At 59.1% G+C, this 26317-nt stretch carries 26 protein-coding genes and 1 other RNA gene; 22 read left to right on the top strand and 5 right to left on the bottom strand.

Annotated features, from left to right (window positions below):
- Nucleotides 1-28: 28 nt before the first annotated feature.
- Nucleotides 29-1165, top strand: coding sequence for an acyl-CoA dehydrogenase family protein (locus tag ACA079_RS27000; RefSeq protein ID WP_497701547.1), 1137 nt, complete (start codon nucleotides 29-31; stop codon nucleotides 1163-1165).
- A gap of 109 nt (nucleotides 1166-1274) precedes the next feature.
- On the opposite strand, the gene ACA079_RS26995 is transcribed toward ACA079_RS27000, so the two are convergent.
- Nucleotides 1275-2315, bottom strand: coding sequence for an NADP(H)-dependent aldo-keto reductase (locus ACA079_RS26995; protein ID WP_497701546.1), 1041 nt, complete (start codon nucleotides 2313-2315; stop codon nucleotides 1275-1277).
- A 245-nt stretch (nucleotides 2316-2560) separates the two neighbouring features.
- Here ACA079_RS26995 and rplM point away from each other — a divergent pair, with 245 nt between their 5' ends.
- From rplM to ACA079_RS26960, 7 genes are all read left to right on the top strand, one after another.
- The gene (gene rplM, locus ACA079_RS26990) at nucleotides 2561-2989 is read left to right on the top strand and encodes a 50S ribosomal protein L13 (RefSeq protein ID WP_007905295.1); all 429 of its coding nucleotides are present in this window, start codon (nucleotides 2561-2563) and stop codon (nucleotides 2987-2989) included.
- A gap of 14 nt (nucleotides 2990-3003) precedes the next feature.
- Nucleotides 3004-3396 carry a 30S ribosomal protein S9 gene (gene rpsI / locus ACA079_RS26985; protein WP_003216038.1) on the top strand — a complete coding sequence of 131 codons (393 nt, stop codon included), beginning with the start codon at nucleotides 3004-3006 and terminating at the stop codon, nucleotides 3394-3396.
- A gap of 267 nt (nucleotides 3397-3663) precedes the next feature.
- Entirely contained in the window at nucleotides 3664-4257 is a 594-nt protein-coding gene (gene petA / locus ACA079_RS26980; protein WP_033061319.1) for a ubiquinol-cytochrome c reductase iron-sulfur subunit, read from the top strand.
- The gene (locus ACA079_RS26975; protein WP_223429666.1) at nucleotides 4257-5468 is read left to right on the top strand and encodes a cytochrome b; all 1212 of its coding nucleotides are present in this window, start codon (nucleotides 4257-4259) and stop codon (nucleotides 5466-5468) included. The genes petA and ACA079_RS26975 overlap by 1 nt, the downstream gene beginning before the upstream one ends.
- The gene (locus tag ACA079_RS26970; RefSeq protein ID WP_129441363.1) at nucleotides 5468-6250 is read left to right on the top strand and encodes a cytochrome c1; all 783 of its coding nucleotides are present in this window, start codon (nucleotides 5468-5470) and stop codon (nucleotides 6248-6250) included. The genes ACA079_RS26975 and ACA079_RS26970 overlap by 1 nt, the downstream gene beginning before the upstream one ends.
- A gap of 148 nt (nucleotides 6251-6398) precedes the next feature.
- Complete coding sequence (locus tag ACA079_RS26965; RefSeq protein ID WP_008155978.1) at nucleotides 6399-7016, top strand: glutathione S-transferase N-terminal domain-containing protein; 618 nt, start codon at nucleotides 6399-6401, stop codon at nucleotides 7014-7016.
- 16 nt (nucleotides 7017-7032) lie between these two features.
- Nucleotides 7033-7446, top strand: coding sequence for a ClpXP protease specificity-enhancing factor (locus ACA079_RS26960; RefSeq protein WP_008155980.1), 414 nt, complete (start codon nucleotides 7033-7035; stop codon nucleotides 7444-7446).
- Between the two features lie 190 nt (nucleotides 7447-7636).
- On the opposite strand, the gene ACA079_RS26955 is transcribed toward ACA079_RS26960, so the two are convergent.
- From ACA079_RS26955 to ACA079_RS26940, 4 genes are all read right to left on the bottom strand, one after another.
- Nucleotides 7637-8215 (bottom strand): BON domain-containing protein, encoded by a 579-nt coding sequence (locus ACA079_RS26955; RefSeq protein ID WP_008147477.1) that lies wholly within the window; start codon nucleotides 8213-8215, stop codon nucleotides 7637-7639.
- Complete coding sequence (locus tag ACA079_RS26950) at nucleotides 8212-8805, bottom strand: phosphoheptose isomerase (protein ID WP_008025961.1); 594 nt, start codon at nucleotides 8803-8805, stop codon at nucleotides 8212-8214. The genes ACA079_RS26955 and ACA079_RS26950 overlap by 4 nt, the downstream gene beginning before the upstream one ends.
- Before the next feature lie 104 nt (nucleotides 8806-8909).
- Nucleotides 8910-9272: a YraN family protein gene (locus ACA079_RS26945; protein ID WP_497701545.1), complete on the bottom strand. Its 363-nt coding sequence runs from the start codon at nucleotides 9270-9272 to the stop codon at nucleotides 8910-8912.
- Nucleotides 9272-11083: a penicillin-binding protein activator gene (locus ACA079_RS26940; protein ID WP_497701544.1), complete on the bottom strand. Its 1812-nt coding sequence runs from the start codon at nucleotides 11081-11083 to the stop codon at nucleotides 9272-9274. The genes ACA079_RS26945 and ACA079_RS26940 overlap by 1 nt, the downstream gene beginning before the upstream one ends.
- A 176-nt stretch (nucleotides 11084-11259) precedes the next feature.
- Here ACA079_RS26940 and rsmI point away from each other — a divergent pair, with 176 nt between their 5' ends.
- From rsmI to ACA079_RS26870, 14 genes are all read left to right on the top strand, one after another.
- Nucleotides 11260-12165, top strand: coding sequence for a 16S rRNA (cytidine(1402)-2'-O)-methyltransferase (rsmI, locus tag ACA079_RS26935; RefSeq protein ID WP_165353260.1), 906 nt, complete (start codon nucleotides 11260-11262; stop codon nucleotides 12163-12165).
- Between the two features lie 75 nt (nucleotides 12166-12240).
- Nucleotides 12241-12595, top strand: an RNA gene (rnpB, locus tag ACA079_RS26930) — RNase P RNA component class A.
- Nucleotides 12596-12951: 356 nt separating this feature from the next.
- A complete protein-coding gene (gene mraZ / locus ACA079_RS26925; protein ID WP_095130472.1) occupies nucleotides 12952-13407 on the top strand; it encodes a division/cell wall cluster transcriptional repressor MraZ in 456 nt (151 codons plus the stop codon).
- Nucleotides 13404-14351: a 16S rRNA (cytosine(1402)-N(4))-methyltransferase RsmH gene (gene rsmH / locus ACA079_RS26920; RefSeq protein WP_046048256.1), complete on the top strand. Its 948-nt coding sequence runs from the start codon at nucleotides 13404-13406 to the stop codon at nucleotides 14349-14351. The genes mraZ and rsmH overlap by 4 nt, the downstream gene beginning before the upstream one ends.
- Nucleotides 14348-14641, top strand: a complete 294-nt coding sequence (gene ftsL / locus ACA079_RS26915) for a cell division protein FtsL (protein WP_033053422.1) — start codon at nucleotides 14348-14350, stop codon at nucleotides 14639-14641. Before rsmH ends, ftsL begins: the two co-directional genes overlap by 4 nt.
- Complete coding sequence (locus tag ACA079_RS26910) at nucleotides 14641-16380, top strand: peptidoglycan D,D-transpeptidase FtsI family protein (RefSeq protein WP_497704384.1); 1740 nt, start codon at nucleotides 14641-14643, stop codon at nucleotides 16378-16380. Before ftsL ends, ACA079_RS26910 begins: the two co-directional genes overlap by 1 nt.
- On the top strand, nucleotides 16380-17843 hold the full coding sequence (locus tag ACA079_RS26905) for a UDP-N-acetylmuramoyl-L-alanyl-D-glutamate--2,6-diaminopimelate ligase (RefSeq protein ID WP_497701543.1): 1464 nt from the start codon (nucleotides 16380-16382) through the stop codon (nucleotides 17841-17843). Before ACA079_RS26910 ends, ACA079_RS26905 begins: the two co-directional genes overlap by 1 nt.
- Nucleotides 17836-19203: a UDP-N-acetylmuramoyl-tripeptide--D-alanyl-D-alanine ligase gene (locus ACA079_RS26900; protein ID WP_497701542.1), complete on the top strand. Its 1368-nt coding sequence runs from the start codon at nucleotides 17836-17838 to the stop codon at nucleotides 19201-19203. The genes ACA079_RS26905 and ACA079_RS26900 overlap by 8 nt, the downstream gene beginning before the upstream one ends.
- On the top strand, nucleotides 19203-20285 hold the full coding sequence (mraY, locus tag ACA079_RS26895; RefSeq protein ID WP_033061333.1) for a phospho-N-acetylmuramoyl-pentapeptide-transferase: 1083 nt from the start codon (nucleotides 19203-19205) through the stop codon (nucleotides 20283-20285). The genes ACA079_RS26900 and mraY overlap by 1 nt, the downstream gene beginning before the upstream one ends.
- A gap of 5 nt (nucleotides 20286-20290) precedes the next feature.
- Nucleotides 20291-21637, top strand: a complete 1347-nt coding sequence (gene murD, locus ACA079_RS26890) for a UDP-N-acetylmuramoyl-L-alanine--D-glutamate ligase (protein WP_497701541.1) — start codon at nucleotides 20291-20293, stop codon at nucleotides 21635-21637.
- Nucleotides 21634-22851, top strand: coding sequence for a putative lipid II flippase FtsW (gene ftsW / locus ACA079_RS26885; RefSeq protein WP_095130486.1), 1218 nt, complete (start codon nucleotides 21634-21636; stop codon nucleotides 22849-22851). The genes murD and ftsW overlap by 4 nt, the downstream gene beginning before the upstream one ends.
- Nucleotides 22841-23911 carry an undecaprenyldiphospho-muramoylpentapeptide beta-N-acetylglucosaminyltransferase gene (murG, locus tag ACA079_RS26880; protein WP_497701540.1) on the top strand — a complete coding sequence of 357 codons (1071 nt, stop codon included), beginning with the start codon at nucleotides 22841-22843 and terminating at the stop codon, nucleotides 23909-23911. Before ftsW ends, murG begins: the two co-directional genes overlap by 11 nt.
- Nucleotides 23904-25364: a UDP-N-acetylmuramate--L-alanine ligase gene (gene murC / locus ACA079_RS26875; RefSeq protein ID WP_497701539.1), complete on the top strand. Its 1461-nt coding sequence runs from the start codon at nucleotides 23904-23906 to the stop codon at nucleotides 25362-25364. The genes murG and murC overlap by 8 nt, the downstream gene beginning before the upstream one ends.
- Nucleotides 25361-26317 carry a D-alanine--D-alanine ligase gene (locus tag ACA079_RS26870; RefSeq protein WP_095130490.1) on the top strand — a complete coding sequence of 319 codons (957 nt, stop codon included), beginning with the start codon at nucleotides 25361-25363 and terminating at the stop codon, nucleotides 26315-26317. Before murC ends, ACA079_RS26870 begins: the two co-directional genes overlap by 4 nt.

The raw sequence follows: 26317 nt of genomic DNA, 5'->3' as shown, positions 1-26317 counted from the left end.
TCCGGCTAACAATAACGACAGGTGCCGCATGATCCCCAGAACCTTGTTCAGTTCCGAGCACGAACTTTTTCGCGACAGCGTGCGAACGTTCCTCGAAAAAGAGGCCGTGCCGTTCCATGGACAATGGGAAAAACAAGGCTATATCGACCGCAAACTCTGGAACAAGGCAGGGGAGGCGGGGATGTTGTGCTCGCATCTGCCAGAAGAGTACGGCGGCCTGGGGGCGGACTTTCTCTACAGCGCGGTGGTGATCGAAGAGGTCGGTCGTCTCGGCCTGACCGGTATCGGTTTTTCCCTGCATTCGGACATCGTCGCGCCGTACATCCTGCATTACGGCAGTGAAGCGCTGAAACACAAATACCTGCCGAAACTGGTGTCTGGCGAGATGGTCACGGCGATTGCCATGACCGAGCCGGGTGCCGGTTCCGACCTGCAAGGGGTGAAAACCACCGCTGTGCTCGATGGCGACGAGTATGTGATCAACGGTTCGAAGACGTTTATCACCAACGGCTATCTGGCGGACCTGGTGATTGTCGTGGCCAAGACCGATCCGAAGGCCGGCGCGAAGGGCACCAGCCTGTTTCTGGTGGAAGCCGACACCCCAGGCTTCGCCAAGGGCAAGCGCCTGGAAAAAGTCGGCATGAAGGCTCAGGACACCTCGGAATTGTTCTTCCAGGACGTTCGGGTGCCCAAGGAAAACCTGTTGGGGCAGGCCGGGATGGGCTTCGCGTACCTGATGCAGGAATTGCCGCAAGAGCGTCTTACCGTTGCCATCGGCGGGCTGGCTTCGGCTGAGGCTGCGTTGCAATGGACGCTGGATTACACCCGCGAGCGCAAGGCATTCGGCAAGGCGATCGCCGACTTCCAGAACACCCGCTTCAAACTGGCGGAGATGGCGACCGAGATTCAGATCGGCCGGGTCTTCGTCGATCGCTGTCTGGAACTGCACCTGCAAGGCAAGCTCGACGTGCCGACAGCGGCGATGGCCAAGTATTGGGGCACAGACCTGCAATGCAAGGTGCTCGACGAATGCGTGCAGTTGCATGGCGGCTACGGTTTCATGTGGGAATACCCGATCGCCCGGGCGTGGGCGGATGCGCGGGTGCAGCGGATTTATGCGGGGACCAATGAAATCATGAAGGAGATTATTGCGCGGTCGCTTTGAATCTCTGTGATGGCTGAAAAGATCGCAGCCTGCGGCAGCTCCTACATGGGTTTGGCGTACACCCTGTAGGAGCTGCCGAAGGCTGCGATCTTTTCGGGATCACCGCAAATTACGGTGCAGGGTTCGGGTGATCCTTGTGAATCGCCTCAATCCCCTCCAGTACTTCATCCGACAGTTTCAACTCGAAGCTCGCTAAATTGCTTTCAAGCTGCTCCATCGTCGTCGCGCCAATGATGTTGCTGGTCACAAATGGTTGCTGAGTGACAAACGCCAACGCCATTTGCGCCGGGTCCAGGCCGTGTTCATGCGCCAGTGCCACATAACGACTGCACGCTGCTTCCGACTGCGGGTTGAAATAGCGGCTGAAGCGGCTGTAGAGGCTCAGGCGGCCTTTAGGTGGACGCGCGCCACCTTCGTACTTGCCCGACAGGAAACCGAACGCCAGCGGCGAATAGGCGAGCAAACCGCACTGTTCGCGGATGGCGATTTCCGCCAGACCGACTTCGAAGCTGCGGTTGAGCAGGTTGTACGGGTTCTGGATCGACACGGCGCGCGGCCAGCCACGGGCTTCGGCCAGGGCGAGGAAGCGCATGGTGCCCCATGGCGTTTCATTGGACAGGCCGATGTGGCGGATCTTGCCGGCCTTGACCTGTTCGTCCAGCGCTTCGAGGGTGTCCTCCAGCGGCGTGAGGTTGGCTTCGGTCTGGTGTTTGTAACCGAGCTGACCGAAGAAGTTGGTGCTGCGCTCCGGCCAATGCAGCTGGTAGAGGTCGATGTAGTCGGTCTGCAAGCGCTTGAGGCTGGCGTCCACGGCTTCGGTGATGTGCTGGCGGTTGTGCCGCAGGTTTTTGTCGCGGATGTAGTCGATGGTGTTGCCGGGGCCGGCGATCTTGCTCGCCAGGATCCAGTCGGCGCGATCACCACGGCTTTTGAAGTAATTGCCGATGTAGCGCTCGGTGGTGGCGTAGGTTTCGGCCTTGGGTGGCACCGGGTACATTTCGGCAGTGTCGATGAAATTGATCCCGGCGCTTTTGGCTCGTTCAATCTGGGCGAAGGCTTCAGCCTCACTGTTTTGCTCGCCCCAGGTCATGGTTCCGAGGCAGATGGCGCTCACGTTCAGATTGGTTCTGCCTAGCTGGCGATAGTCCATCAGGTACTCCTTGGGCAAAACAATCATAAAAGCAGGTTGAATTATTTTTCGCAATCTGCATAATTGCGCACCTCTTTCTGCAGTGGAAGTGATGCGCCGCCGCCGAAGAATCTTGCCGTTGAACGGACGCGCCGACCCGAGCCCCCGAAAGCGTCTGTATCCGGCTGCCTTTGACTTGTCAAAGTACGCACTATTCAGTAAGATCCGCCGTCTAATTTACAGGGCGGCCCCTGAGGCTATAAAGAATGAAAACTTTTACTGCTAAACCGGAAACAGTACAGCGCGACTGGTTTGTCGTCGACGCTGCAGGTCAGACCCTGGGTCGTCTGGCCACCGAAATCGCGAGCCGTCTGCGTGGCAAGCATAAAGCTGAGTACACTCCTCACGTTGACACCGGCGATTACATCGTCGTTATCAATGCCGAGCAGATTCGTGTAACTGGTGCTAAAACCACCGACAAGATCTACTACTCCCACTCCGGTTTCCCGGGCGGCATCAAGTCGATCAACTTCGAAAAGCTGATCGCTAAAGCCCCTGAGCGCGTGATCGAGACCGCGGTCAAAGGCATGCTGCCTAAGAACCCGCTGGGTCGCGACATGTATCGTAAGCTGAAAGTCTATGCGGGCGCTGTACACCCTCATACTGCTCAGCAGCCCCAAGAACTGAAGTTTTAACGGAATAGTTCATTATGTCGGCGACTCAAAATTACGGCACTGGCCGTCGCAAGACCGCAACCGCACGCGTTTTCCTGCGTCCGGGTACTGGTAACATCTCCATCAACAACCGCACCCTGGAAAATTTCTTCGGCCGCGAAACTGCCCGCATGGTAGTTCGTCAGCCGCTGGAACTGACTGAGACTGTCGAGAAATTCGACATCTACGTCACCGTGATCGGTGGTGGTGTAAGTGGTCAAGCTGGCGCAATCCGCCACGGTATCACTCGCGCACTGATGCAGTACGACGAAACCCTGCGTGGCGCTCTGCGCAAAGCTGGCTTCGTTACTCGCGATGCTCGTGAAGTTGAACGTAAGAAAGTTGGTCTGCGTAAAGCGCGTAAGCGTCCGCAGTACTCGAAGCGTTAATTCGCTTTTACGTTCAAAAAGAACGCCCAGTTTCCTCGCGAAGCTGGGCGTTTTTTTATGGGCGCGATTTATCAAAGAATTGCTCTGTGACAACTTGCCACAGCCGTAGAAGCCCTATACTGCAAGGCTTGGCAGTGGAGCCCCTCGGTAATTACCTTGTCAGAATTGGGGCTTTTCATTACCATTCGGCAAAATTTTTATAAGTTCAGATTTTTACTTAGTAGACGCCTGATTTAACAGGCCACAAAGCTGATGGGAGAGGACTGAATGAGCAATGACGGCGTGAATGCAGGCCGGCGTCGCTTCTTGGTAGCAGCCACATCCGTGGTGGGTGCTGCAGGAGCGGTGGGGGCTGCGGTCCCGTTCGTGGGGTCATGGTTTCCCAGTGCCAAGGCGAAAGCCGCAGGTGCACCGGTGAAGGTGAATGTCAGCAAAATCGAGCCAGGCCAGCAGATGATTGCTGAGTGGCGCGGTCAGCCGGTGTTCATTGTCCGCCGAACCGCGGAAATCCTGGGGAATCTGAAAAAGATCGAGGGCCAGCTGTCTGACCCGACCTCCAAGAACTCGACACAACCGACCTATGTCGACCCGGAAACGCGTTCGATCAAGCCAGAGGTCCTGCTGCTGATCGGTATCTGCACGCACCTGGGTTGCTCGCCGACCTTCCGTCCAGAAGTGGCACCTGCGGATCTGGGCAAGGACTGGGTAGGTGGTTATTTCTGCCCTTGCCACGGTTCCCACTACGATCTGGCTGGCCGCGTCTACAAGTCGCAACCTGCGCCTTTGAACCTGCCAGTTCCCCCGCATTCCTATGAGACCGATGACATCATTGTCATTGGCGTCGATACGGAGAAAGCGTGATGAGCAAGTTCATGGATTGGGTTGATGCGCGCTTTCCCGCGACCAAAATGTGGGAAGACCATCTCAGCAAGTACTACGCCCCGAAGAACTTCAACTTCTTCTATTTCTTTGGTTCCCTCGCGCTGCTCGTTCTGGTCAACCAGATCGTTACCGGTGTCTGGCTGACCATGAGCTACACCCCGTCGGCGGAAGAGGCGTTTGCTTCCGTCGAATACATCATGCGCGACGTCGAGTACGGCTCGATCCTGCGTCTGCTGCACTCCACCGGCGCTTCGGCGTTCTTCATCGTGGTCTATCTGCACATGTTCCGTGGCTTGCTCTACGGTTCGTACCAGAAGCCGCGTGAGCTGGTGTGGGTCTTCGGTATGCTGATCTATCTGGCGCTGATGGCTGAAGCCTTCATGGGTTATCTGCTGCCGTGGGGTCAGATGTCCTACTGGGGTGCCCAGGTGATCATCTCGCTGTTCGGTGCGATCCCGGTCATCGGCAACGATCTGACTCAGTGGATCCGTGGTGACTACCTGATTTCCGGTATCACCCTGAACCGCTTCTTCGCCCTGCACGTTGTTGCCTTGCCGATCGTGATCCTCGGTCTGGTGGTGCTGCACGTTCTGGCGCTGCACGAAGTCGGGTCGAACAACCCGGACGGCGTGGACATCAAGAAATTCAAAGACGAAAACGGTGTACCGCTGGACGGCATTGCCTTCCACCCGTACTACACCGTGAAAGATATCGTCGGCGTGGTGGTGTTCCTGTTCATCTTCTGCTCGATCGTGTTCTTCTTCCCGGAAATGGGTGGTTATTTCCTCGAGAAGCCGAACTTTGAAGTAGCGAACGCCTTCAAGACGCCAGAACACATTGCTCCGGTCTGGTACTTCACCCCGTTCTACGCGATTCTGCGGGCGATTCCGGACAAGCTCCTGGGCGTTATCGCCATGGGCGCGGCCATCGCTGTGCTGTTCGTCCTGCCATGGCTCGATCGTAGCCCGGTCAAGTCGATGCGCTACAAAGGCTGGATGAGCAAGATCTGGCTCTGGGTGTTCTGCATCTCGTTCGTGATCCTGGGTGTGCTGGGCGTACTGGCCCCAACCCCTGAGCGGACGTTGCTGTCGCAGGTATGTACCTTCCTGTACTTCGCCTACTTCATTCTGATGCCGTTCTACACCAGGCTCGAGAAGACCAAACCGGTTCCGGAAAGGGTGACTGGCTGATGAAAAAGCTATTTGCTGTACTGATTCTTGCTGCTTTGCCTGTGCTGTCCTTCGCGGCTGAACACGGTGGTCCTGAGCTGGAAAAGGTCGATATCGACGTTTCCGACAAAGCTGCAATGCAAGATGGCGCGCGTACATTCGCCAACTACTGCATGGGCTGTCACAGCGCCAAGTTCCAGCGTTACGAGCGTGTCGCCGATGACCTGGGCATTCCGCACGACCTGATGCTCTCGAAGGTGGTGTTCACCGGCGCCAAGATCGGCGACCACATGAGCATCGGCATGCAGCCGGCTGACGCCAAGACCTGGTTCGGTGCGGCGCCGCCCGACCTGACCCTGGTCGCCCGCGTTCGTGGCACTGACTGGCTCTACGGTTACCTGAAATCTTTCTACGAAGACCCATCGCGTCCTTGGGGCGTGAACAACAAGGTGTTCCCGAACGTCGGGATGCCTAACGTTCTGGTCGGCCTGCAGGGTCGTCAGGTGGTAGGCTGTAAACAAGTTCAAATCGTCGAAGACGGCAAGAAGCAATACGATCCGCTGACCGGCACGGCTTTGACGCATGAAGCCTGCGACCAGCTGACCATACTGCCGAAAACCGGCACGCTGAACGAAGAGCAATTCGACGAGAAGGTCAAGAATCTGGTGACCTTCCTGGCCTACTCGGCCAACCCGGTGAAGCTGCAGCATCAGCGCATCGGTACCTATGTGTTGCTGTACCTGGCGTTCTTCTTCGTATTCGCATACTTGCTCAAGCGTGAATACTGGAAAGACGTCCATTGATATTGCTGTAAAATTGCTGTCAATCGCGCGCGCCCAAGGGCGTCTCTGAAGGTGTAACGAGCCTGGTGATCCAGGCGTTACGGGAGGCGCCCTCTGGGCGCGTGCGTTTTTCCGTTTCCGATAATTTCAACAAGCGAGGAGGACCGCCATGGGCGTGACCAATCGGTTGGCCTGTTACTCCGACCCCGCCGACCACTATTCCCACCGAGTGCGTATCGTACTTGCAGAGAAGGGTGTCAGCGCCGAGATCATTTACGTGGAAGCTGGTCGCCAGCCGCCTAAACTGATTGAAGTGAACCCTTACGGCAGCTTGCCCACCCTGGTCGATCGTGACCTGGCGTTGTGGGAGTCGACCGTGGTGATGGAATATCTGGATGAGCGTTACCCGCACCCGCCTTTGCTGCCGGTTTATCCAGTGGCGCGTGCCAACAGCCGTCTGCTGATTCATCGTATTCAGCGTGACTGGTGTGGCCTGGTGGATCTGATCCTGGATTCCCGGTCCAAGGAAGCAGCCCGTGTCGTGGCTCGTAAAGAGCTGCGCGAAAGCCTGACTGGCGTGTCGCCGTTGTTCGCCGACAAGCCGTTTTTCCTCAGTGAGGAACAAAGTCTGGTGGATTGCTGCCTACTACCAATACTCTGGCGATTGCCGATTCTGGGTATAGAACTGCCGCGGCCTGCCAAGCCGCTGCTTGATTACATGGAGCGCTCGTTTGCGCGTGAGGCTTTCCAGGCGAGTCTGTCTGGTGTCGAACGCGATATGCGCTAAGGCTTAAGGAGCCGCTATGAACTCCAGTCGACCTTATCTGGTCCGCGCGCTCTACGAGTGGATTGTGGACAACGATTGCACCCCGCACATGCTGGTCAATTCCGAGTATCCGTCGGTGCAGGTGCCTCAGGGTTTTGCCAGTGACGGACAGATTGTCCTGAACGTATCGCCGGCAGCCGTGCGTCATCTGCACATGGACAACGAAGCGGTCAGCTTCGAAGGGCGTTTCGGTGGCGTGCCGCACACCCTGTACGTGCCTATCGCATCGATCCTGGGCATTTACGCCCGGGAGAACGGTCAGGGCATGGTGTTCGATCTGGAATCGCCTATGGAAGACGAGGAAGAGATCGAGCCGGATGACGATATTCCGCCACCCGACAGCGAGCCGCCGCGTCCCAGCGGTCGACCCAGTTTGAAAGTGGTGAAATAAAAAAAGGGTGATCCGCAAGGATCGCCCTTTTTTTTATTTCACCACTTTCAAACGTAGGAGCTGTCGAGTGAAACGAGGCTGCGATCTTTTGATCTATTAAAAGCAAGATCAAAAGATCGCAGCCTCGTTTCACTCGACAGCTCCTACAGGTCGATGGCGATCCAAGGATGCCATCACCTGCAAGCCAATATCAGTCAATGTACTCAAACAACTTCACGATCTTCTGTACGCCGGAAACGCCTTGCACCAGATTGGTGGCTTGGGCAGCTTCCTGTTTGGTCAGCAGACCCAGCAGGTAGACGATGCCGTTCTCGGTGACAACCTTGATGCGCGAGCCCGGGATGTTCGGGTCGGTGAGCATCTGGGTCTTGATCTTGGAGGTCAGCCAGGTGTCGTTCTGGCGGGCAAGGAAGCCGGAAGGTGGCAGGACTTGCAGTTCGTTGTGGACCGTCTTCACACGCTGAACAGCCGCAGCGGCCTGTTCGGCCTTGGCCTTGAGGTCGGCGCGCGGGGTTTGCCCGGCGAGTAGCACGACGCCATTGAAGCTGGTGACGACGATGTGCGAGTCGTTGTCCAGGGCTGGATCGGCCTTGGCGATGTTCACGCCGACCTTGGTGTCGATCAGAGAGTCGTCGATCTTGCTGCCGAAGGTGCGGGTGCCGCGGTCATCTTCAATCGGTGCTTCACGGCTGGCGTTAACCACCGAGGTGCAGCCGCTGATGCCGAGGCACAGGGTCAAGGCCAGAAGGCCTAGGCGATTAGGGGTCATTCTTCACTCCCGAACAGTTGGCTGTCGATCAAATCGCAAAGGCAATGGATCGCCAGCAGGTGGACTTCCTGAATACGTGCGGTGACGTTGGCCGGTACGCGAATCTCGACGTCCTCGGGCAATAGCAGCGACGCCATGCCGCCGCCATCGCGACCGGTCAATGCTACGACAATCATTTCGCGATCATGTGCGGCCTGGATCGCTTGAATAATGTTTGCCGAGTTGCCGCTGGTGGAAATCGCCAGCAATACGTCACCCGGCTGGCCGAGGGCGCGGATCTGTTTGGAGAAGATTTCGTTGTAGCTGTAGTCGTTGGCGATCGAGGTGATCGTCGAGCTGTCGGTGGTCAGCGCAATCGCTGGCAGGCTCGGACGTTCGCGTTCGAAGCGGTTGAGCAACTCGGACGAGAAGTGCTGGGCATCACCGGCAGAGCCGCCGTTGCCGCAGGACAGCATTTTGCCTTCGTTGAGCAGGGCGTTGACCATCACCTGGCTGGCTTGCTCGATGTGCGGTGCAAGTACGTCCATCGCCATTTGCTTGGTATCGATACTGGCCTGAAAAAGCTGGCGAATTCGGGATTGCATGTCCATCTGTGTGACCTTAATTAGCGCGGCTACTCGGCACATGAATGTGCAGCCCGCAAAGCAAAGAGCAAAAGTGTTGGGTGAAAGTGTCCGGTTCGGAACGTACGCGATCAGCTGTCGAAGGCATTCTGCAACCAGTTCAACTGATCGAGGTTGCTGTCGATGGCAACCACGTCGAAACGGCAAGGGGAATTGGCCCAGCGCGACTCGCGCTGAAGAAAATACTGCGCGGCAAATATCAGCTTCTGCTGTTTGCGCTCATCAATGCTACCGAGCGCGCCACCCCATTGAGTGTTTTTTCTGTATCGGACTTCAACGAATACTACTGTATCGCCATCAAGCATGACCAGATTAAGCTCACCGCGTTTACACAACCAGTTCTGCGCCAGCAGGCGCAGACCCTGTTGTTGAAGATGCTCGAGCGCATGGCGCTCGGCATCTTTACCGCTTTGCTGGCGTGACCTGTCGGGCATCAGCGCGGGGTGTCCGGCAGGCGTTGAACCTGACCGCTCACGAACTGTGCCCACGGCAACTGGCGGACCACACGTTGGTTCTGAGTCATGCCCAGGCTGCCCGATTGACCTTCGATGCGGCTGTCCGGCAGAGCTTTGAGTTGCCCCAGGCGTGGTGCCAGGCGGTAGGCATCAACACCCATCGCGTACAGACGGCCCAGGCTGCCACCAGCCTGTGGCCATTGAGCGGTAACCTGTTTGCGCAATGGATCGTTAGCCTCCAGCAACCATGGGGTTTCGCAGAAGCGAATGCCGTTCATGTCGTTGTACTGGTTCACATCGCCGCTGGCGCTGAACACGTGGGAGGTGGCATAAACCGGCACGTCGCCAGCGTACTGGAAGTTCAGAGTCGGCTTGATTTGCTGGGCTTGCTGAGGCGTTGCAGCCAGGAAGATGAACTCGATGTCCTGGCGACGCGAAGGCTGGGCGGCTACCTGCCCACCAACGGTGCTTTGCAGGCTCTTGGCACGACCTTCGCTCTGACGCAGCTGGAACATGTCGGCAATCTGCTGCGCCAGTTGAACTGGTTGGTCGACACGTTCGGTAGCGACAATGCTGCCACCGTTAGCCTGCCAATCCTGGCTGAACGCTTTCAAGACGCGATCGCCCCATTCGCCTTTCGGCACCATGATGGCTGCGCGATGCAGGCCATCGGCGCGAGCGCGGCGGGACACTTCGCGGGCTTCGTCTTCAGCTGCAAGACCGAACTGGAACAGTTGGGCCGGACCTTGTGCGCCTTCGCTGTAATTCAGCGCCAGGGTGGTGATCGGCAGTTGCGGGCGAGCACTGAGCTGTTTGACCAGCGGTTTCTCCAGCGGACCTACGACCAGTTGCACGCCGTCGGCCTGGGCCTTGCGATAGAACTCGTCGAGGGATGTCAGGCGCGAGCTGTCATAGAACTCGATGGCTGGCGGCTTCTGCCCGGCTTGTTGGGCCTGGTAGTGAGCAGCCATGAAACCTTCGCGCAGTGCTTTGCCGACCGACGCCAGCGGGCCGTCTTGTGGCAGCAGCAGGGCGATTTTGCTCAGGGGCTGGCTGGCCAGTTCCTTGAGTTTGGTCAGTGGCAGCGGCAATTGAATGGCGGCCGGGTGCTTTGGATTCTGTGCGCGCCAGTTGTCGATCGCGGCTTGCTGCTGTTCCAGGGTGCCGGCAGTTTTCACTGCCAGCGCCAGGCCCATCCAGCCGCCGAGGTCGTCGGTGGCGCTCGGCTGCAATTGATCGGTCGGCAGCGAGGCGATCAGGGTCCAGATCGCTTCGTGGTTTTTGCTTGCTGCTTCACCTTCAAGCATTGGCGCGATGAAGATGCGCTCCCGTGCGGCAGCCAAGGTCTGGCCATCGGCTTCAAGGGCGCGGGCATGAACAGTGCCGGTGCGAACCTGTTGCTCAACCGGCAGTTCACTCAGGCGTTGCAGGCTCGGATGACTCAAGGCAGTCAGCGCTGCTTTGGGCTGATTGCGCACCATGGCCAGTTCAGCCGCCAGGGTACTGGCGAAAACCTGTTGGCCAGGCTTGAGTGTTTCGACGGGGACTTGTTGCAGGATTTGCGCGGACTGGCCGGCATTCCCCTGGCGATAAGCCAGGTCTGCAGCGCTCAGGCGCAACAGGGAGGCTTTTTCCGGGTCTTTGCTTTGAGCGGCCTGTGCGAGCAATTGCTCGATACTGGCATCCGGGGTCCGTGGAAGTTCGCCAAGGCTGGAGGAGGGCGAGCTGGCGCAAGCCGCCAACAAGGCAGCGAGGCAGAGGGCAGTGAACAGCCGCAGGCAAGCGATCATGTAGTGTTCCTGATACTCGATCAAATTAGCGTGGAATTGTACCCAAGCACTGGCCGGGGCGCGATGTTACTGGTGTGAATCGATCAATTTAGCTCGTGCAAATGTTGCGGCACTGCACAAAAGGCTGCAAAACCGAGGGTTGCTTGCGCGTATCGCGAACGTCGCGACGCGCTACAATGGCGGCTTTTACCGATCATGAGGTGTGCGCTTTGACTGCTCCAGGTGCTTTGAATTCCGCTGCGGGCTCGCTTTATGTGGTGGCGACGCCCATCGGCAACCTGGACGACATCAGTGCGCGTGCGCTGAAGATCCTGCGCGAGGTCGCCCTGATCGCGGCCGAAGATACCCGTCACTCTCAGCGATTGATGCAGCATTTCGGCATTCCTACACCGCTGGCAGCCTGTCATGAACACAATGAGCGGGATGAAGGTAGTCGCTTTATCACCCGCTTGCTCGCCGGCGACGATGTGGCGCTGATTTCAGATGCCGGCACGCCGTTGATTTCCGATCCGGGTTATCACCTCGTGCGTCAGGCTCGTGCTGCGGGAATTAATGTTGTGCCGGTTCCGGGCGCCTGCGCGTTGATCGCAGCGTTGTCGGCGGCGGGGTTGCCGTCGGACCGTTTCATCTTCGAAGGCTTCCTGCCGGCCAAGGCTGTCGGTCGGCGCGCCCGTCTTGAGTTGGTAAAGGAAGAACCGCGCACGCTGATTTTTTATGAGGCGCCACACCGCATCCTTGAATGTCTGCAAGACATGGAACTGGTGTTCGGTGGGGAGCGCCCGGCTTTGCTGGCCCGTGAAATCACTAAAACCTTTGAAACCCTTAAGGGCTTGCCGCTGGCCGAGTTGCGCGAGTTCGTCGAGTCAGACAGCAATCAGCAACGCGGCGAGTGCGTAGTGTTGGTGGCGGGTTGGTCTGCCCCCGAGACCGAGGATGCCGTCAGCAGTGAAGCGATGCGTATTCTGAATCTGTTGCTTGAAGAAATGCCGCTCAAGCGTGCCGCAGCCTTGGCGGCGCAAATTACTGGCGAGCGCAAGAATGTGCTCTATCAGGTCGCGCTGGATAAACAGAAGGGCGAGTAAAAACCGACGTGCAGGCGCGGCCCAAGGCGTTTAGCGCTTGTCCTTCGGCCGCTCTGCCGTTAATCTTCGCGGCGGAGAGTCGATCGGACAGTCGCTGCCCTCTATGAAAATTAGGGGGGGGAGGAAAGTCCGGGCTCCATAGGGCGAAGTGCCAGGTAATGCCTGGGAGGCGTGAGCCTACGGAAAGTGCCACAGAAAATAACCGCCTAAGCGCTTCGGCGCCGGTAAGGGTGAAAAGGTGCGGTAAGAGCGCACCGCACGACTGGCAACAGTTCGTGGCTTAGGTAAACCCCACTTGGAGCAAGACCAAATAGGGTCCCAAGGCGTGGCCCGCGCTGGGACCGGGTAGGTTGCTAAAGATGTCCAGTGATGGCCATCGTAGACGAATGACTGTTCAAGACAGAACCCGGCTTACAGATCGACTCTCCACCTTTTTTCTCTCCTCTGCTTAAATCATTGAGCAGGGCGCTGGTGATGGCAATTTCCCTCCTTACACAATCGTCGGCAGAAGCACTTTCGTAATACCGAAAAAATCTTACTCTTAATAAATTACTTTAACTTCCGAGCGCAGCCATCAGTGCTGGTTCAAGTTATTGAGCAGGATTACACGTCTGATTCTCCTTACCCCTCCTAATACACTCCTAAATCTCAGTTCTGTAAGGCTTTTCCTTTAATCCGCGCCTTGACGGTGCGGTGGCCGCATTCCTATAGTGTGCACAAGTGGCGGAAAGTGGCATGAAGTGGGTTTTTTGAGCTCAAAACGCTAATATTTGGAGAAACGCTGTCGTGTTTCGCGGAGCTAACGCTATCAGTCTCGACGCAAAGGGCCGTCTCGCTATGCCGAGCCGGTACCGTGACGAGCTCGTTTCGCGTAGTTCCGGTCAGTTAATCGTCACAATTGATGCCGTTGATCCGTGTTTGTGTGTTTACCCCCTCGATGAGTGGGAAATTATTGAAACCAAACTGCGCACACTCCCTTCGTTTAGCGAAGAGAGCCGCCGCCTGCAACGTTTACTGATTGGTAATGCCGTCGACCTCGAGCTCGATGGCAGTGGTCGTTTTCTGGTTCCGCCGCGTCTTCGTGAATATGCCAAGTTGGATAAGCGCGCGATGTTGGTAGGCCAACTGAACAAGTTCCAATTGTGGGACGAGGATGCCTGGGATGCGGTTTCTGCCGCAGACCTGGCTGCCATTCAACAACCGGGCGCCATGCCTGATGAACTGCGTGATTTGATCCTGTGACTATTGATAGCGGCTTTAACCACATCACCGTACTGCTTGACGAAGCCGTGGAGGCTCTCGCCGTACGTCCTGATGGCTGCTATCTGGACGGTACGTTCGGGCGCGGCGGACACAGCAGGTTGATCCTCAGCCAGCTCGGTCCCGATGGTCGGGTCCTCGGATTCGACAAAGATCCTCAAGCGATTGCCACCGGGCAAACGCTAGCGGCCGAAGACGGCCGCTTTGTCGTTGTACAGCGCAGCTTTGCCGAGCTCGGTTCGGAAGTCGCCGAACGTGGTCTGGACGGCAAGGTCAGCGGCGTTTTGCTCGACCTCGGCGTGTCCTCGCCGCAGCTTGACGACCCTGAGCGCGGCTTCAGTTTTCTCAATGATGGCCCGCTGGACATGCGCATGGATCCGTCTCGCGGAATCAGCGCTGCCGAATTCGTCAACACCGCCCCGGTGGAAGAAATCGCCCGGGTGTTCAAGCAATACGGCGAAGAACGTTTCTCCGGCCGCATGGCCCGTGCCGTGGCCGAGCGTCGCGACATCAAGCCGTTCGAGCGCACTGCCGATCTGGCTGAAGTCCTGAAAGTCGCCAACCCTGCATGGGAAAAGGGCAAAAACCCGGCGACCCGTGCGTTCCAGGGCTTGCGCATTCACGTCAACAACGAACTGGGTGACCTGGAAGCCGGCCTCGAAGCCGCGCTGGAATGCCTGGAAGTCGGCGGCCGCCTGGTCGTCATCAGCTTCCACTCGCTGGAAGACCGCATCGTCAAACTGTTCATGCGCAAACTGGTGAAAGGCGAAGCCGACAACCTGCCGCGCAACCTGCCGGTACGTCACGTCGCCTTCGAACCAATAATCAAAATCCATGGCAAAGCGCAGTCCGCCTCCGAGGCCGAACTCAAAGCCAACCCACGTTCCCGGAGCGCCGTCATGCGCGTCGCGGAGAAGCTGCGGTGAGCAAGCTTTTCGCCAAGCCACTTCCCGGCGGAAGCTTTTTCATGTTTCTGCTGTTTATTGGCGTGCTCGTGTCGGCCATCGGCGTTTCCTATAGCGCCCACTGGAACCGTCAACTGCTGAACTCCCTGTACAACGAGTTGAGCGTGCGCGACAAGGCGCAAGCGGAGTGGGGCCGTTTGATTCTCGAACAGAGCACTTGGACTGCCCACAGCCGTATCGAAGTCCTGGCGACCGAGCAACTGAAGATGCGCATTCCTGGCGCAGCTGAAGTGCAGATGGTGGCGCCATGATGAAACTCGAGGGCGCACTCTTTCCATGGCGGTTCCGCCTGGTGCTGGGTTTGCTCGGCGTCATGGTCGCGGCGATTGCCTGGCGCATTATCGATCTGCAAGTAGTCGACCGTGCCTTTCTTAAAGGTCAGGGCGATGCGCGCAGCGTTCGTCATATCCCGATTCCGGCTCACCGTGGTCTGATCACCGACCGCAACGGCGAGCCTTTGGCCGTGAGTACCCCAGTCACCACCCTTTGGGCCAATGCCAAGGAAATGCAAACGGCCAAAGAGAAGTGGCCTGCACTGGCGGCTGCCTTGGGGCAGGACCCGAAAGCCCTGGCCGAACGTCTCGAGGCTCAAGCCAATAAAGAATTCATTTATCTGGTGCGCGGGCTGACCCCCGAACAGGGCCAGTCCGTGCTCGATCTGAAAGTGCCTGGCGTTTATGGCATCGAAGAATTTCGTCGTTTCTACCCGGCCGGTGAAGTCACTGCCCATATGGTCGGTTTTACCGACATCGATGACCACGGTCGTGAAGGTGTCGAGCTGGCCTACGACGAATGGCTGGCTGGGGTCCCCGGCAAGCGACAGGTGATCAAGGATCGGCGTGGCCGACTTATCAAGGATGTTCAGGTCACCAAAAACGCCAAGGCCGGAAAGCCCTTGGCGTTGTCCATTGACCTGCGTCTGCAATATCTGGCCAACCGTGAACTGCGGAACGCGATCATCGAGAACGGCGCCAAGGCCGGCAGCCTGGTGATCATGGACGTGAAGAGCGGCGAGATCCTCGCCATGGTCAACCAGCCGACCTACAACCCGAACAACCGTCGCAACCTGCAACCGGCGATGATGCGTAACCGCGCGATGATCGACGTGTTCGAACCGGGTTCGACCATGAAAGCCATCTCCATGAGCGCCGCGATTGAAACCGGGCGCTGGAAGCCGACCGATACCGTCGAGGTATACCCGGGCACCTTGCAAATTGGTAAATACACCATCAAGGACGTATCCAAGAGCGAAGGTCCGGTGCTCGACCTGACTGGCATCCTGATCAACTCCAGTAACGTCGGCATGAGTAAGGTTGCCTTCGATATCGGCGGCGAAACGATTTTCCGCCTGGCGCAAAAAGTCGGCCTCGGCCAGGACACCGGCCTTGGCTTCCCGGGCGAGCGTGTCGGCAACCTGCCGAACTACCGCGAATGGCGCAAGGCTGAAACCGCCACGCTGTCTTATGGCTACGGTATTTCCGTGACCGCGATCCAGTTGGTTCACGCCTTTTCGGCCCTGGCCAATAACGGTCGCCTCGCGCCGTTGACCCTGATCAAATCCGACAAGCCAGCGCAAACCACGCAGGTATTGCCGGAAGCTGTCGCGAAAACCATGCAAACCATGCTGCAACAAGTGATCGAAGCCCCGCGCGGTGTATTCCGTGCGCAAGTGCCGGCCTATCACGTGGGCGGCAAGTCGGGTACCGCGCGTAAAACGTCGGTCGGCACCAAAGGCTACGCCGAGAATTCCTACCGCTCGCTGTTCGCCGGCTTCGGCCCGATGAACGATCCGCGTTATGCAATCGTGGTGGTGATCGATGAGCCGACCAAGGCCGGTTACTACGGTGGTCTGGTATCGGCGCCGGTGTTCAGCAAAGTGATGTCCGGGACCTTGCGCCTGATGAACATCACCCCGGACAACCTGCCACCTACTCAACAAGCGAACACAGCACCGGTCGTTCCGCTGAAAGCCAATGGAGGGCGAGGCTGATGTCTCTGAGTCTGAACAAGATTTTTGCCCACGCCGGCCGCGATCTGTTGATCCGCGAACTGACCCTGGACAGCCGCAACGTGCGGGCTGGCGATCTGTTTCTCGCCGTCCCTGGCGGCAAGTTCGACGGCCGCGCGCACATCGCCGACGCCCTGCAACGCGGCGCTGCCGCTGTGGCGTATGAAGTCGAAGGTGCGACCGTATTGCCGATTACCGATGTTCCGCTGATTCCAGTCAAAGGCCTGGCGGCGCAACTGTCGGACATCGCCGGGCGTTTTTACGGTGACCCTAGTCGTCACCTGAACCTGATCGGCGTGACCGGCACCAACGGCAAAACCAGCGTGACGCAGTTGGTTGCGCAAGCCTTGGATTTGCTCGGCCAGCACTGCGGCATCGTCGGCACATTGGGCACCGGTTTTTACGGCGCGCTCGAAAGCGGCTTGCACACCACGCCGAACCCGATCGCCGTGCAGGCGACACTCGCCGACTTGAAAAAGGCCGGTGCCAAAGCCGTCGCCATGGAAGTTTCTTCCCATGGTCTGGATCAGGGCCGCGTTACCGCTCTGGCGTTCGATGTGGCGGTGATGACCAACCTGTCCCGCGATCACCTGGATTACCACGGCACCATGCAAGCTTACGGCGAAGCCAAGGCCAAGCTGTTTGCCTGGAACGATTTGAAGTGCCGGGTGATCAACCTCGACGACGATTTCGGCCGGCAACTGGCTGCGGACAAACGTGAATCGCGCCTGATCACCTACAGCCTGGAAGATGCCAGCGCCTACCTGTATTGCCGTGAAGCGCAGTTCGATGACGAAGGCGTGCGCGCCACGCTGGTCACGCCGCAGGGTGAGCATCATCTGCGCAGCACCTTGCTCGGTCGTTTCAACCTGAGCAACGTGCTGGCTGCGGTCGGCGCCTTGCTGGGGCTGGACTACGCGCTGGACGAAATTCTCAAGGTCCTGCCAAAACTCGAAGGCCCGGCCGGACGCATGCAACGCCTCGGCGGCGGTACTCAGCCGCTGGTGGTGGTCGATTACGCTCACACACCGGATGCGCTGGAAAAAGTCTTGATGGCCCTGCGTCCTCACGCCAAAGGCCGTTTGCTGTGCCTGTTCGGTTGCGGTGGTGATCGCGATCGCGGCAAACGTCCGCTCATGGCTGAAGTGGTCGAGCGTCTGGCTGACGGCGTGCTGGTGACCGATGACAACCCGCGCACCGAAGACCCGGCAGTGATCTTCGACGACATCCGCGCCGGTTTTACCGCTGTGGATAAAGTCACCTTCGTCGCTGGCCGTGGCCAGGCGATTGCCCAATTGATCGCCAGCGCTTCGGCGGATGACGTGATTGTCCTGGCCGGTAAAGGTCACGAGGACTATCAGGAAATCAACGGCCAGCGTCACGCGTTCTCCGATCTGGTCGAGGCCGATCACGCCTTGACCGCGTGGGAGGTGGCCCATGCTTAAAGCCTTGAAACTGAGCGAACTGACCGGCGCGCTGAATGCCCGCTTGGTCACTCTCGATGCCAGCTTCGACGGCGTCAGCATTGACAGCCGCGCGATCAAACCAGGCCAACTCTTTATCGCCCTGACCGGCCCGCGCTTCGATGGTCATGACTATCTCAATGACGTCGCCGCAAAAGGCGCCGTAGCGGCGCTGGTCGAGCGCGAAGTCGCCGACAGCACGCTGCCGCAATTGCTGGTGAAAGATACTCGTCAGGCGCTGGGGCAACTCGGCGCGTTGAACCGTGCTGCTTATAGCAACCCTGTCGCAGCGATCACCGGTTCCAGCGGCAAGACCACGGTCAAGGAAATGCTCGCCAGCATCCTGCGCACGCGCGGTCCGGTGTTGGCGACCCGTGGCAACCTGAACAATGACCTCGGCGTTCCGCTGACCCTGCTCGAACTCGCACCGGAACATACCGCTGCGGTGATCGAACTGGGTGCTTCGCGTCTCGGCGAAATTGCCTACACCGTCGGCATGACCAAGCCTCATGTGGCCGTGCTCAACAACGCCGGGACCGCCCATGTTGGCGAGTTCGGCGGGCCGGAAAAAATCGTCGAAGCCAAGGGCGAGATTATTGAAGGGCTGGATGCCGATGGCGTCGCCGTTCTCAATCTTGACGACAAGGCGTTCGACATCTGGAAGACCCGCGCTGCCGGTCGCAACGTGCTGACCTTCGCCCTGAGCAATGTCAGCGCCGATTTTTACGCCAGCGATCTGGACCGTGACGCTCGCGGTTGCCCGGCGTTCAACCTGCACACTCCTGAAGGTATGGAGCGCGTTCAACTGAACCTGCTCGGCACCCATAACGTCGCCAATGCCATGGCCGCCGCCGCCGCCGCCCATGCGTTGGGCGTGTCGCTGTTCGGCATCGCCACCGGCCTCGGTGCGGTGCAACCGGTCAAAGGTCGCACCGTCGCGCAACTGGCCACCAATGGCATGCGCGTGATTGATGACACGTACAACGCGAACCCCACCTCCATGTGCGCCGCCGTTGATATACTCGCCGGCTTTTCCGGCCGCACCGTTCTGGTGCTCGGGGATATCGGCGAGTTGGGCGATTGGGCGGAGCAGGGGCACCGCGATGTGGGCGAGTACGCCCGCGGCAAAGTTTCCGCGCTTTACGCTGTCGGGCCAATGATGGCTCACGCCGTGAACGCTTTCGGCGAGCAGGCCTGTCACTTCACCACTCAGGCTGAACTGATCAAGGCCCTCGGCGCCGAGCAAGACACAAACACCACCATTTTGATCAAGGGCTCGCGCAGCGCTGCGATGGAAAACATCGTCGCCGCTTTGTGCGGGTCCAGCCTGGAGAAACATTAATGCTGCTGCTGTTAGCGGAGTACCTGCAACAGTTCTACAAAGGCTTCGCGGTCTTTCAGTACCTGACCCTGCGCGGGATCCTCGGTGTGCTGACCGCGCTGGTTTTGTCGCTGTGCTATGGCCCGTGGATGATCCGCACTTTACAGAACCGTCAGATCGGTCAATCCGTTCGCAACGACGGTCCACAATCGCACCTGTCCAAGTCGGGCACCCCGACCATGGGCGGCGCGTTGATTCTGTCGTCCATCGGCGTCAGCACTTTGCTGTGGGCTGACCTGACCAATCGTTATGTCTGGACTGTGTTGCTGGTGACCTTGTTGTTCGGCGCGATCGGCTGGGTCGACGATTACCGCAAAGTGATCGAGAAGAACTCCCGTGGCTTGCCGAGCCGCTGGAAGTACTTCTGGCAATCGGTGTTCGGCCTGGGCGCGGCGATCTTCCTTTATATGACTGCAGCGACGCCGGTGGAAACCACCCTGATCCTGCCGATGCTCAAGGATCACAGCATTCCGCTGGGCATAGGCTTCGTCGTCCTGACCTACTTCGTGATCGTCGGCTCGAGCAACGCGGTCAACCTGACCGACGGACTCGACGGTCTGGCGATCATGCCCACCGTAATGGTCGGCGGCGGGTTGGGCATTTTCTGCTACCTGTCGGGTAACGTGAAATTCGCTGAATACCTGCTGATCCCGTATGTACCGGGCGCAGGCGAGTTGATCGTGTTCTGCGGCGCCTTGATCGGCGCGGGCCTCGGGTTCCTCTGGTTCAACACGTATCCGGCTCAGGTGTTCATGGGCGATGTCGGCGCACTGGCGCTGGGCGCGGCACTGGGCACCATCGCGGTGATCGTCCGTCAGGAAATCGTCCTGTTCATCATGGGCGGCGTGTTCGTGATGGAGACCCTGTCAGTCGTCATTCAGGTTGCTTCCTTTAAGCTCACCGGTCGCCGTGTGTTCCGCATGGCACCGATTCACCACCACTTTGAACTCAAGGGCTGGCCCGAGCCACGCGTGATCGTCCGTTTCTGGATCATCACCGTGATTCTCGTGCTGGTTGGCCTTGCCACCCTGAAGCTGAGGTAGAACGAGTGTCTCTGATCGCTTCTGACCACTTCCGCATCGTTGTCGGCCTCGGCAAGAGCGGCATGTCCCTGGTTCGCTTCCTGGCGAACCGGGGCACGTCGTTTGCTGTCGCCGATACGCGGGAAAATCCACCGGAACTGGCCACGCTCAAGCGTGACTATCCGCACGTGGAAGTGCGTTGTGGCGAGCTGGACGTCGAATTCCTGTGCCGCGCCGACGAGCTCTACGTGAGCCCCGGCCTGGCGCTGGCGACCCCGGCCCTGCAGGCTGCCGCCGCCCGTGGCGTGAAATTGTCCGGTGACATCGAGCTGTTCGCGCGTAACGCGAAGGCGCCGATCGTCGCTATCAGCGGTTCCAACGCGAAAAGCACCGTCACCACACTGGTCGGCGAGATGGCTGCTGCGGCCGGCAAGCGTGTCGCCGTCGGTGGCAACCTTGGTACGCCGGCACTGGATCTGCTCAGCGACGACGTCGAGCTGTACGTGATGGAACTGTCGAGCTTTCAGCTCGAAACTACCGATCAACTCAACGCCGAAGTGGCGACCGTGCTCAACGTCAGCGAAGACCACATGGACCGCTACAGCGGTCTGCCGGCCTATCACCTGGCCAAGCACCGGATCTTCCGGGGTGCCAAGCAGTTTGTGGTCAACCGTCAGGATGCCCTGAGCCGTCCGCTGATTGGCGAAGGTCAGCCATGCTGGACCTTCGGTTTGAGCAAACCTGATTTCAAGGCATTCGGTATCCGCGAAGAAGACGGCGAGAAATACCTGGCCTTCGAATTCCAGAACCTGATGCCGGTGCGCGAGTTGAAAGTTCGCGGCGCCCACAACCAGTCCAATGCTTTGGCGGCATTGGCCTTGGGCCACGCCGTCGGCCTGCCGTTCGACGCCATGCTGTCAAGCCTGCGTACTTTTGCCGGGCTTGAGCATCGCTGCCAATGGGTCCGTGACCTGAATGGCGTGAGCTATTACAACGATTCCAAAGCCACCAACGTCGGCGCCGCACTGGCTGCCATCGAAGGCCTGGGTGCGGACATCGACGGCAAGCTCGTGCTGATCGCCGGTGGCGACGGCAAGGGTGCCGAGTTCAAGGATCTGCGTGATCCGGTGGCGGCCAACTGCCGCGCCGTGGTGCTGATGGGCCGCGACTCCGAGCTGATCGCTCAGGCCATCGGCGATGCCGTGCCACTGGTTCGCGTCAACTCGCTGATCGAAGCGGTCGAGCAATGCCGCGCCATCGCAGAAAAGGGCGACGCCGTGTTGTTGTCGCCGGCTTGCGCCAGTTTCGACATGTTCAAGAATTACGAAGACCGTGGTCACCAGTTCGTCCGCGCTGTGGAGGATCTGGCATGAGTCTGATGAACATCATCAAGCCCTATCCGTCGCCGATCATCACCGGGCGCGGCATCGATCTCGACTTCCCGATGCTTGCCGGCTGCCTCGCATTGATCGGCCTCGGGCTGGTCATGATTGCATCGGCCTCGACCGAAGTGGCGGCTGTGCAGTCGGGCAGTGCCCTGTATTACATGATTCGCCACCTTATCTACATCGTGCTCGGCCTGGGTGCCTGCATCGTCACCATGATGATTCCGATCGCCACCTGGCAACGCCTGGGCTGGCTGATGCTGATTGGTGCGTTCGGTTTGCTGGTGATGGTGATCATCCCGGGGATCGGCCGTGAAGTGAACGGTTCGATGCGCTGGATCGGCTTCAGTTTCTTCAACGTTCAGCCGTCGGAAATCGCCAAGGTATTTGTTGTTATTTACCTTGCCGGTTACCTGGTGCGTCGCCAGAAAGAAGTGCGTGAAAGCTGGATGGGCTTCTTCAAGCCGTTCATCGTTCTGCTGCCAATGGCGGGTCTGTTGCTGATGGAGCCGGACTTCGGGGCCACCGTCGTGATGATGGGGGCTGCTGCTGCGATGCTGTTCCTCGGCGGGGTCGGGCTGTTCCGTTTTTCCCTGATGGTTGTCCTGGCAGTCGCGGCGGTGGTGTTGCTGATTCAAGTACAGCCGTATCGAATGGCGCGTCTGACCAACTTCGCGGATCCGTGGGCCGACCAGTTCGGTGCCGGTTATCAGTTGTCTCAAGCGTTGATTGCTTTTGGTCGCGGCGAATGGCTTGGCGTTGGCCTGGGCAACAGCGTGCAGAAACAGTTCTACCTGCCGGAAGCCCACACCGACTTCGTGTTCTCGGTCCTGGCCGAAGAGCTTGGTGCCGTGGGTTCTTTGTGCACGGTGGCGCTGTTCGTCTTTGTCTGTATTCGTGGCATGTACATCGGTTATTGGGCCGAGAAGGCCAAGCAGTTTTTCGCCGCCTACATCGCGTACGGCCTGTCGTTCCTGTGGATTGGTCAGTTCCTGATCAACATCGGGGTGAACGTCGGTTTGTTGCCAACCAAAGGTCTTACCCTGCCGTTCCTCAGTTATGGCGGTAGCTCGTTGGTGATCTGCTGTGCCTGTCTCGGCTTGTTGCTGCGCATCGAATGGGAAAGTCGAACCCACTTGGGCAGCGAAGAGATGGAGTTCCATGAGAGCGACTTCGCCGAGGAGCCGACCCATGGGCGCTAACGTATTGATCATGGCGGGCGGCACCGGTGGCCATGTGTTCCCGGCGCTGGCGTGTGCTCGCGAATTCCAGGCCCGTGGTTACACCGTGCATTGGCTCGGGACTCCTCGCGGCATCGAGAACGATCTGATTCCGGTGGCCGGCATCGAATTGCATCGAATCAATGCCAGCGGTCTGCGTGGCAAGGGCAAGTTGTCCCTGCTCAAGGCACCGTTCATGTTGCTCAAGTCGATCTGGCAGGCGCGGGCGATCATTCGTCAGCTGCGGCCGGTGTGTGTCGTCGGCTTTGGCGGTTATGTGACCGGTCCTGGTGGCGTTGCAGCCAAACTGGCTGGCGTGCCGGTGATCGTTCACGAGCAGAACGCCGTGGCCGGTACCGCCAATCGGTTGCTGGTGCCGTTGGCCGCCCGAGTCTGTGAAGCGTTCCCCGACACCTTTACCCTGTCGGGCAGCCGTCGGACCACCGGTAACCCGGTGCGCACCGAGCTGTTCCTCGAAACACCGCGACAGGCTCTGGCCGGTCGCAAGGCGCGTTTGCTGATCCTGGGCGGAAGCCTGGGCGCAGAACCGTTGAACAAGTTGCTGCCTGAAGCCCTGTCGCAAGTCGCCCCCGACCTGCGCCCGGAAGTGTTTCATCAGGCCGGCAAAAACCACGATGAAGTGACTGCAGAGCGCTATCGCGCGGCTGGCGTCGAGGCGCAAGTGCAGCCTTTCATCAAAGACATGGCCCAAGCCTATGGCTGGGCCGACCTGGTGGTGTGCCGCGCAGGCGCGCTGACCATCAGTGAACTGGCCGCCGCCGGTCTGCCCTCGATGCTGGTGCCTTTGCCCCACGCGATCGACGATCACCAGACCCGCAACGCCGATTATTTGGCCCGTGAAGGCGCTGCCTTCCTGATGCCGCAAAGAACGACTGGCGCAGCGGATCTTGCCGCACGCCTGACAGAGGTCCTGATGCAACCACAACGACTGACCGACATGGCCACCGCGGCACGCCGCCTGGCCAAACCCGATGCAACCCGTAACGTGGTCGATACCTGCCTGGAGGTGGCCCATGGTTGAGAATCAGAAAGCCATGCCGCAACCGGAAATGCGCCGCATCCGTCGCATCCACTTCGTCGGCATCGGCGGCGTGGGCATGTGCGGTATTGCCGAAGTGTTGTTGAACCTGGGCTATGAAGTGTCCGGTTCCGACCTGAAAGCTTCGCCGGTGACCGAGCGCCTCGAGTCCTTCGGTGCCCAGATCTTTATCGGCCACCGCGCCGAGAACGCCGCGAACGCCGACGTACTGGTCACCTCCAGTGCCGTGAATACGTCCAACCCGGAAGTCGCCACTGCCCTGGAACGCCGCATTCCGGTGGTGCCTCGCGCTGAAATGCTGGCTGAGCTGATGCGCTACCGCCACGGCATCGCCGTCGCCGGTACCCATGGCAAAACCACGACCACCAGCCTGATCGCTTCGGTGTTTGCCGCCGGTGGCCTGGACCCGACATTCGTAATCGGTGGCCGTCTGAATGCCGCGGGCACCAATGCCCAGCTTGGCACCAGCCGTTACCTGATCGCTGAAGCTGACGAAAGCGACGCCAGCTTCCTGCACTTGCAGCCGCTGGTGGCCGTGGTCACCAACATCGACGCCGACCACATGGCGACCTACGACGGTGACTTCAACAAACTGAAGAAAACCTTCGTCGAATTTCTCCACAACCTGCCGTTCTACGGTCTGGCGGTGGTGTGCCTGGACGATCCGGTGGTGCGTGAAATCCTGCCGCAGGTGAAACGTCCGACCGTCACTTATGGCTTCGGCGACGACTGCGACGTGCGCGCGATCAATGTGCGTCAGCAGGGCATGCAGACCTTCTTCACCGTGCTGCGTCCTGATCGCGATCCGCTGGATGTCTCGGTGAACATGCCGGGCAACCACAACGTATTGAACGCACTGGCAACCATCTGCATCGCCAGCGATGAAGGCGTCAGCGATGAAGCCATCGTCCAGGGCCTGTCCGGGTTCCAGGGTGTCGGCCGACGCTTCCAGGTCTACGGCGAACTGCCGGTGGAAGGCGGCAACGTGATGCTGGTCGACGACTACGGTCACCACCCGACCGAAGTCGCTGCCGTGATCAAAGCCGTGCGCGGTGGTTGGCCGGAACGCCGTCTGGTGATGGTCTACCAGCCGCACCGTTACAGCCGGACCCGCGACCTGTACGACGATTTCGTCAATGTATTGGCCGACGCCAACGTGCTGCTGCTGATGGAAGTCTACCCGGCCGGTGAAGAGCCGATCCCGGGCGCCGACAGCCGCAAGCTGTGCAACAGCATCCGTCAGCGCGGTCAGCTCGACCCAATCTACATCGAGCGCGGTGTTGACCTCGCGCCCATCGTCAAGCCGCTGCTGCGTGCCGGCGACATCCTGCTGTGCCAGGGCGCCGGTGACATTGGTGGTCTTGCTCCAAAACTGTTGAAAAGTCCGTTGTTCGCAGGCGCCGTTGCTGCGCCGAGTGTGGGGAAGTTGAAATGACTGCTGCTTACGCCAACCTCGTCTCCACTATTGCGCCGAAAGATTTCGGCCGCGTCGCCGTGCTCTTCGGTGGCAAGAGTGCCGAGCGTGAGGTTTCCCTGAAGTCGGGTAACGCGGTTCTCGACGCGCTGCTAAGCGCCGGTGTGGACGCGTTTGGTCTCGACGTGGGCGATGACCTTTTGCAGCGTCTGCTGAACGAAAAAATCGATCGCGCCTTCATCATTCTCCACGGTCGTGGTGGTGAAGACGGCAGCATGCAGGGCCTGCTGGAATGCCTGGGTATTCCGTACACCGGCAGCGGCATTCTTGCTTCCGCGCTGGCCATGGACAAGCTGCGGACCAAACAGGTCTGGCACAGCCTCGGTATTCCGACGCCACGCCATGCCGTGCTGAGCTCCGAGGCCGATTGTATTTCGGCGGCGACGGAACTGGGCTTCCCTTTGATCGTCAAACCGGCCCATGAAGGTTCAAGTATCGGGATGGCCAAAGTGACCTCCGCGTCGGAGTTGATCGACGCGTGGAAAGCGGCCAGTACCTACGATTCGCAAGTGTTGGTCGAGCAATGGATTCAGGGTCCGGAGTTCACCATCGCCACCCTGCGTGACCAGGTGTTGCCACCGATTGCACTGGGCACGACGCACAGCTTCTACGACTACGACGCCAAGTACGTGGCTTCCGATACCCAGTACCGGATCCCGTGTGGCCTGGACAGCAACAAAGAAAAAGAACTGATGGACCTCACGGCGAAAGCCTGTGAGGCGCTGGGTATCGCCGGTTGGGGCAGGGCTGACGTGATGCAGGACGCCGACGGGCAGTTCTGGTTCCTGGAAGTCAATACCGCACCGGGCATGACCGATCACAGTCTGGTGCCGATGGCGGCTCGTGCTGCCGGTCTGGATTTCCAGCAACTGGTTCTGGCGATTCTGGCCGCAAGTATCGAGCCGCGAGGTTAA

It is taken from the genome of Pseudomonas sp. LBUM1645 (assembly GCF_059716185.1).
Note: the sequence above shows the minus strand (reverse complement) of the source record. Positions and strands in the feature narration are given on the sequence as shown.

Coding starts and splice junctions, on each gene's coding strand:
- ACA079_RS27000 (WP_497701547.1), top strand. CDS start 29: ATGATCCCCAGAACCTTGTTCAGTTCCGAGCACGAACTTTTTCGCGAC.
- ACA079_RS26995 (WP_497701546.1), bottom strand. CDS start 2,315: ATGGACTATCGCCAGCTAGGCAGAACCAATCTGAACGTGAGCGCCATC.
- rplM (WP_007905295.1), top strand. CDS start 2,561: ATGAAAACTTTTACTGCTAAACCGGAAACAGTACAGCGCGACTGGTTT.
- rpsI (WP_003216038.1), top strand. CDS start 3,004: ATGTCGGCGACTCAAAATTACGGCACTGGCCGTCGCAAGACCGCAACC.
- petA (WP_033061319.1), top strand. CDS start 3,664: ATGAGCAATGACGGCGTGAATGCAGGCCGGCGTCGCTTCTTGGTAGCA.
- ACA079_RS26975 (WP_223429666.1), top strand. CDS start 4,257: ATGAGCAAGTTCATGGATTGGGTTGATGCGCGCTTTCCCGCGACCAAA.
- ACA079_RS26970 (WP_129441363.1), top strand. CDS start 5,468: ATGAAAAAGCTATTTGCTGTACTGATTCTTGCTGCTTTGCCTGTGCTG.
- ACA079_RS26965 (WP_008155978.1), top strand. CDS start 6,399: ATGGGCGTGACCAATCGGTTGGCCTGTTACTCCGACCCCGCCGACCAC.
- ACA079_RS26960 (WP_008155980.1), top strand. CDS start 7,033: ATGAACTCCAGTCGACCTTATCTGGTCCGCGCGCTCTACGAGTGGATT.
- ACA079_RS26955 (WP_008147477.1), bottom strand. CDS start 8,215: ATGACCCCTAATCGCCTAGGCCTTCTGGCCTTGACCCTGTGCCTCGGC.
- ACA079_RS26950 (WP_008025961.1), bottom strand. CDS start 8,805: ATGGACATGCAATCCCGAATTCGCCAGCTTTTTCAGGCCAGTATCGAT.
- ACA079_RS26945 (WP_497701545.1), bottom strand. CDS start 9,272: ATGCCCGACAGGTCACGCCAGCAAAGCGGTAAAGATGCCGAGCGCCAT.
- ACA079_RS26940 (WP_497701544.1), bottom strand. CDS start 11,083: ATGATCGCTTGCCTGCGGCTGTTCACTGCCCTCTGCCTCGCTGCCTTG.
- rsmI (WP_165353260.1), top strand. CDS start 11,260: ATGGCGGCTTTTACCGATCATGAGGTGTGCGCTTTGACTGCTCCAGGT.
- ACA079_RS26910 (WP_497704384.1), top strand. CDS start 14,641: ATGAAACTCGAGGGCGCACTCTTTCCATGGCGGTTCCGCCTGGTGCTG.
- ACA079_RS26905 (WP_497701543.1), top strand. CDS start 16,380: ATGTCTCTGAGTCTGAACAAGATTTTTGCCCACGCCGGCCGCGATCTG.
- ACA079_RS26900 (WP_497701542.1), top strand. CDS start 17,836: ATGCTTAAAGCCTTGAAACTGAGCGAACTGACCGGCGCGCTGAATGCC.
- mraY (WP_033061333.1), top strand. CDS start 19,203: ATGCTGCTGCTGTTAGCGGAGTACCTGCAACAGTTCTACAAAGGCTTC.
- ftsW (WP_095130486.1), top strand. CDS start 21,634: ATGAGTCTGATGAACATCATCAAGCCCTATCCGTCGCCGATCATCACC.
- murG (WP_497701540.1), top strand. CDS start 22,841: ATGGGCGCTAACGTATTGATCATGGCGGGCGGCACCGGTGGCCATGTG.
- murC (WP_497701539.1), top strand. CDS start 23,904: ATGGTTGAGAATCAGAAAGCCATGCCGCAACCGGAAATGCGCCGCATC.
- ACA079_RS26870 (WP_095130490.1), top strand. CDS start 25,361: ATGACTGCTGCTTACGCCAACCTCGTCTCCACTATTGCGCCGAAAGAT.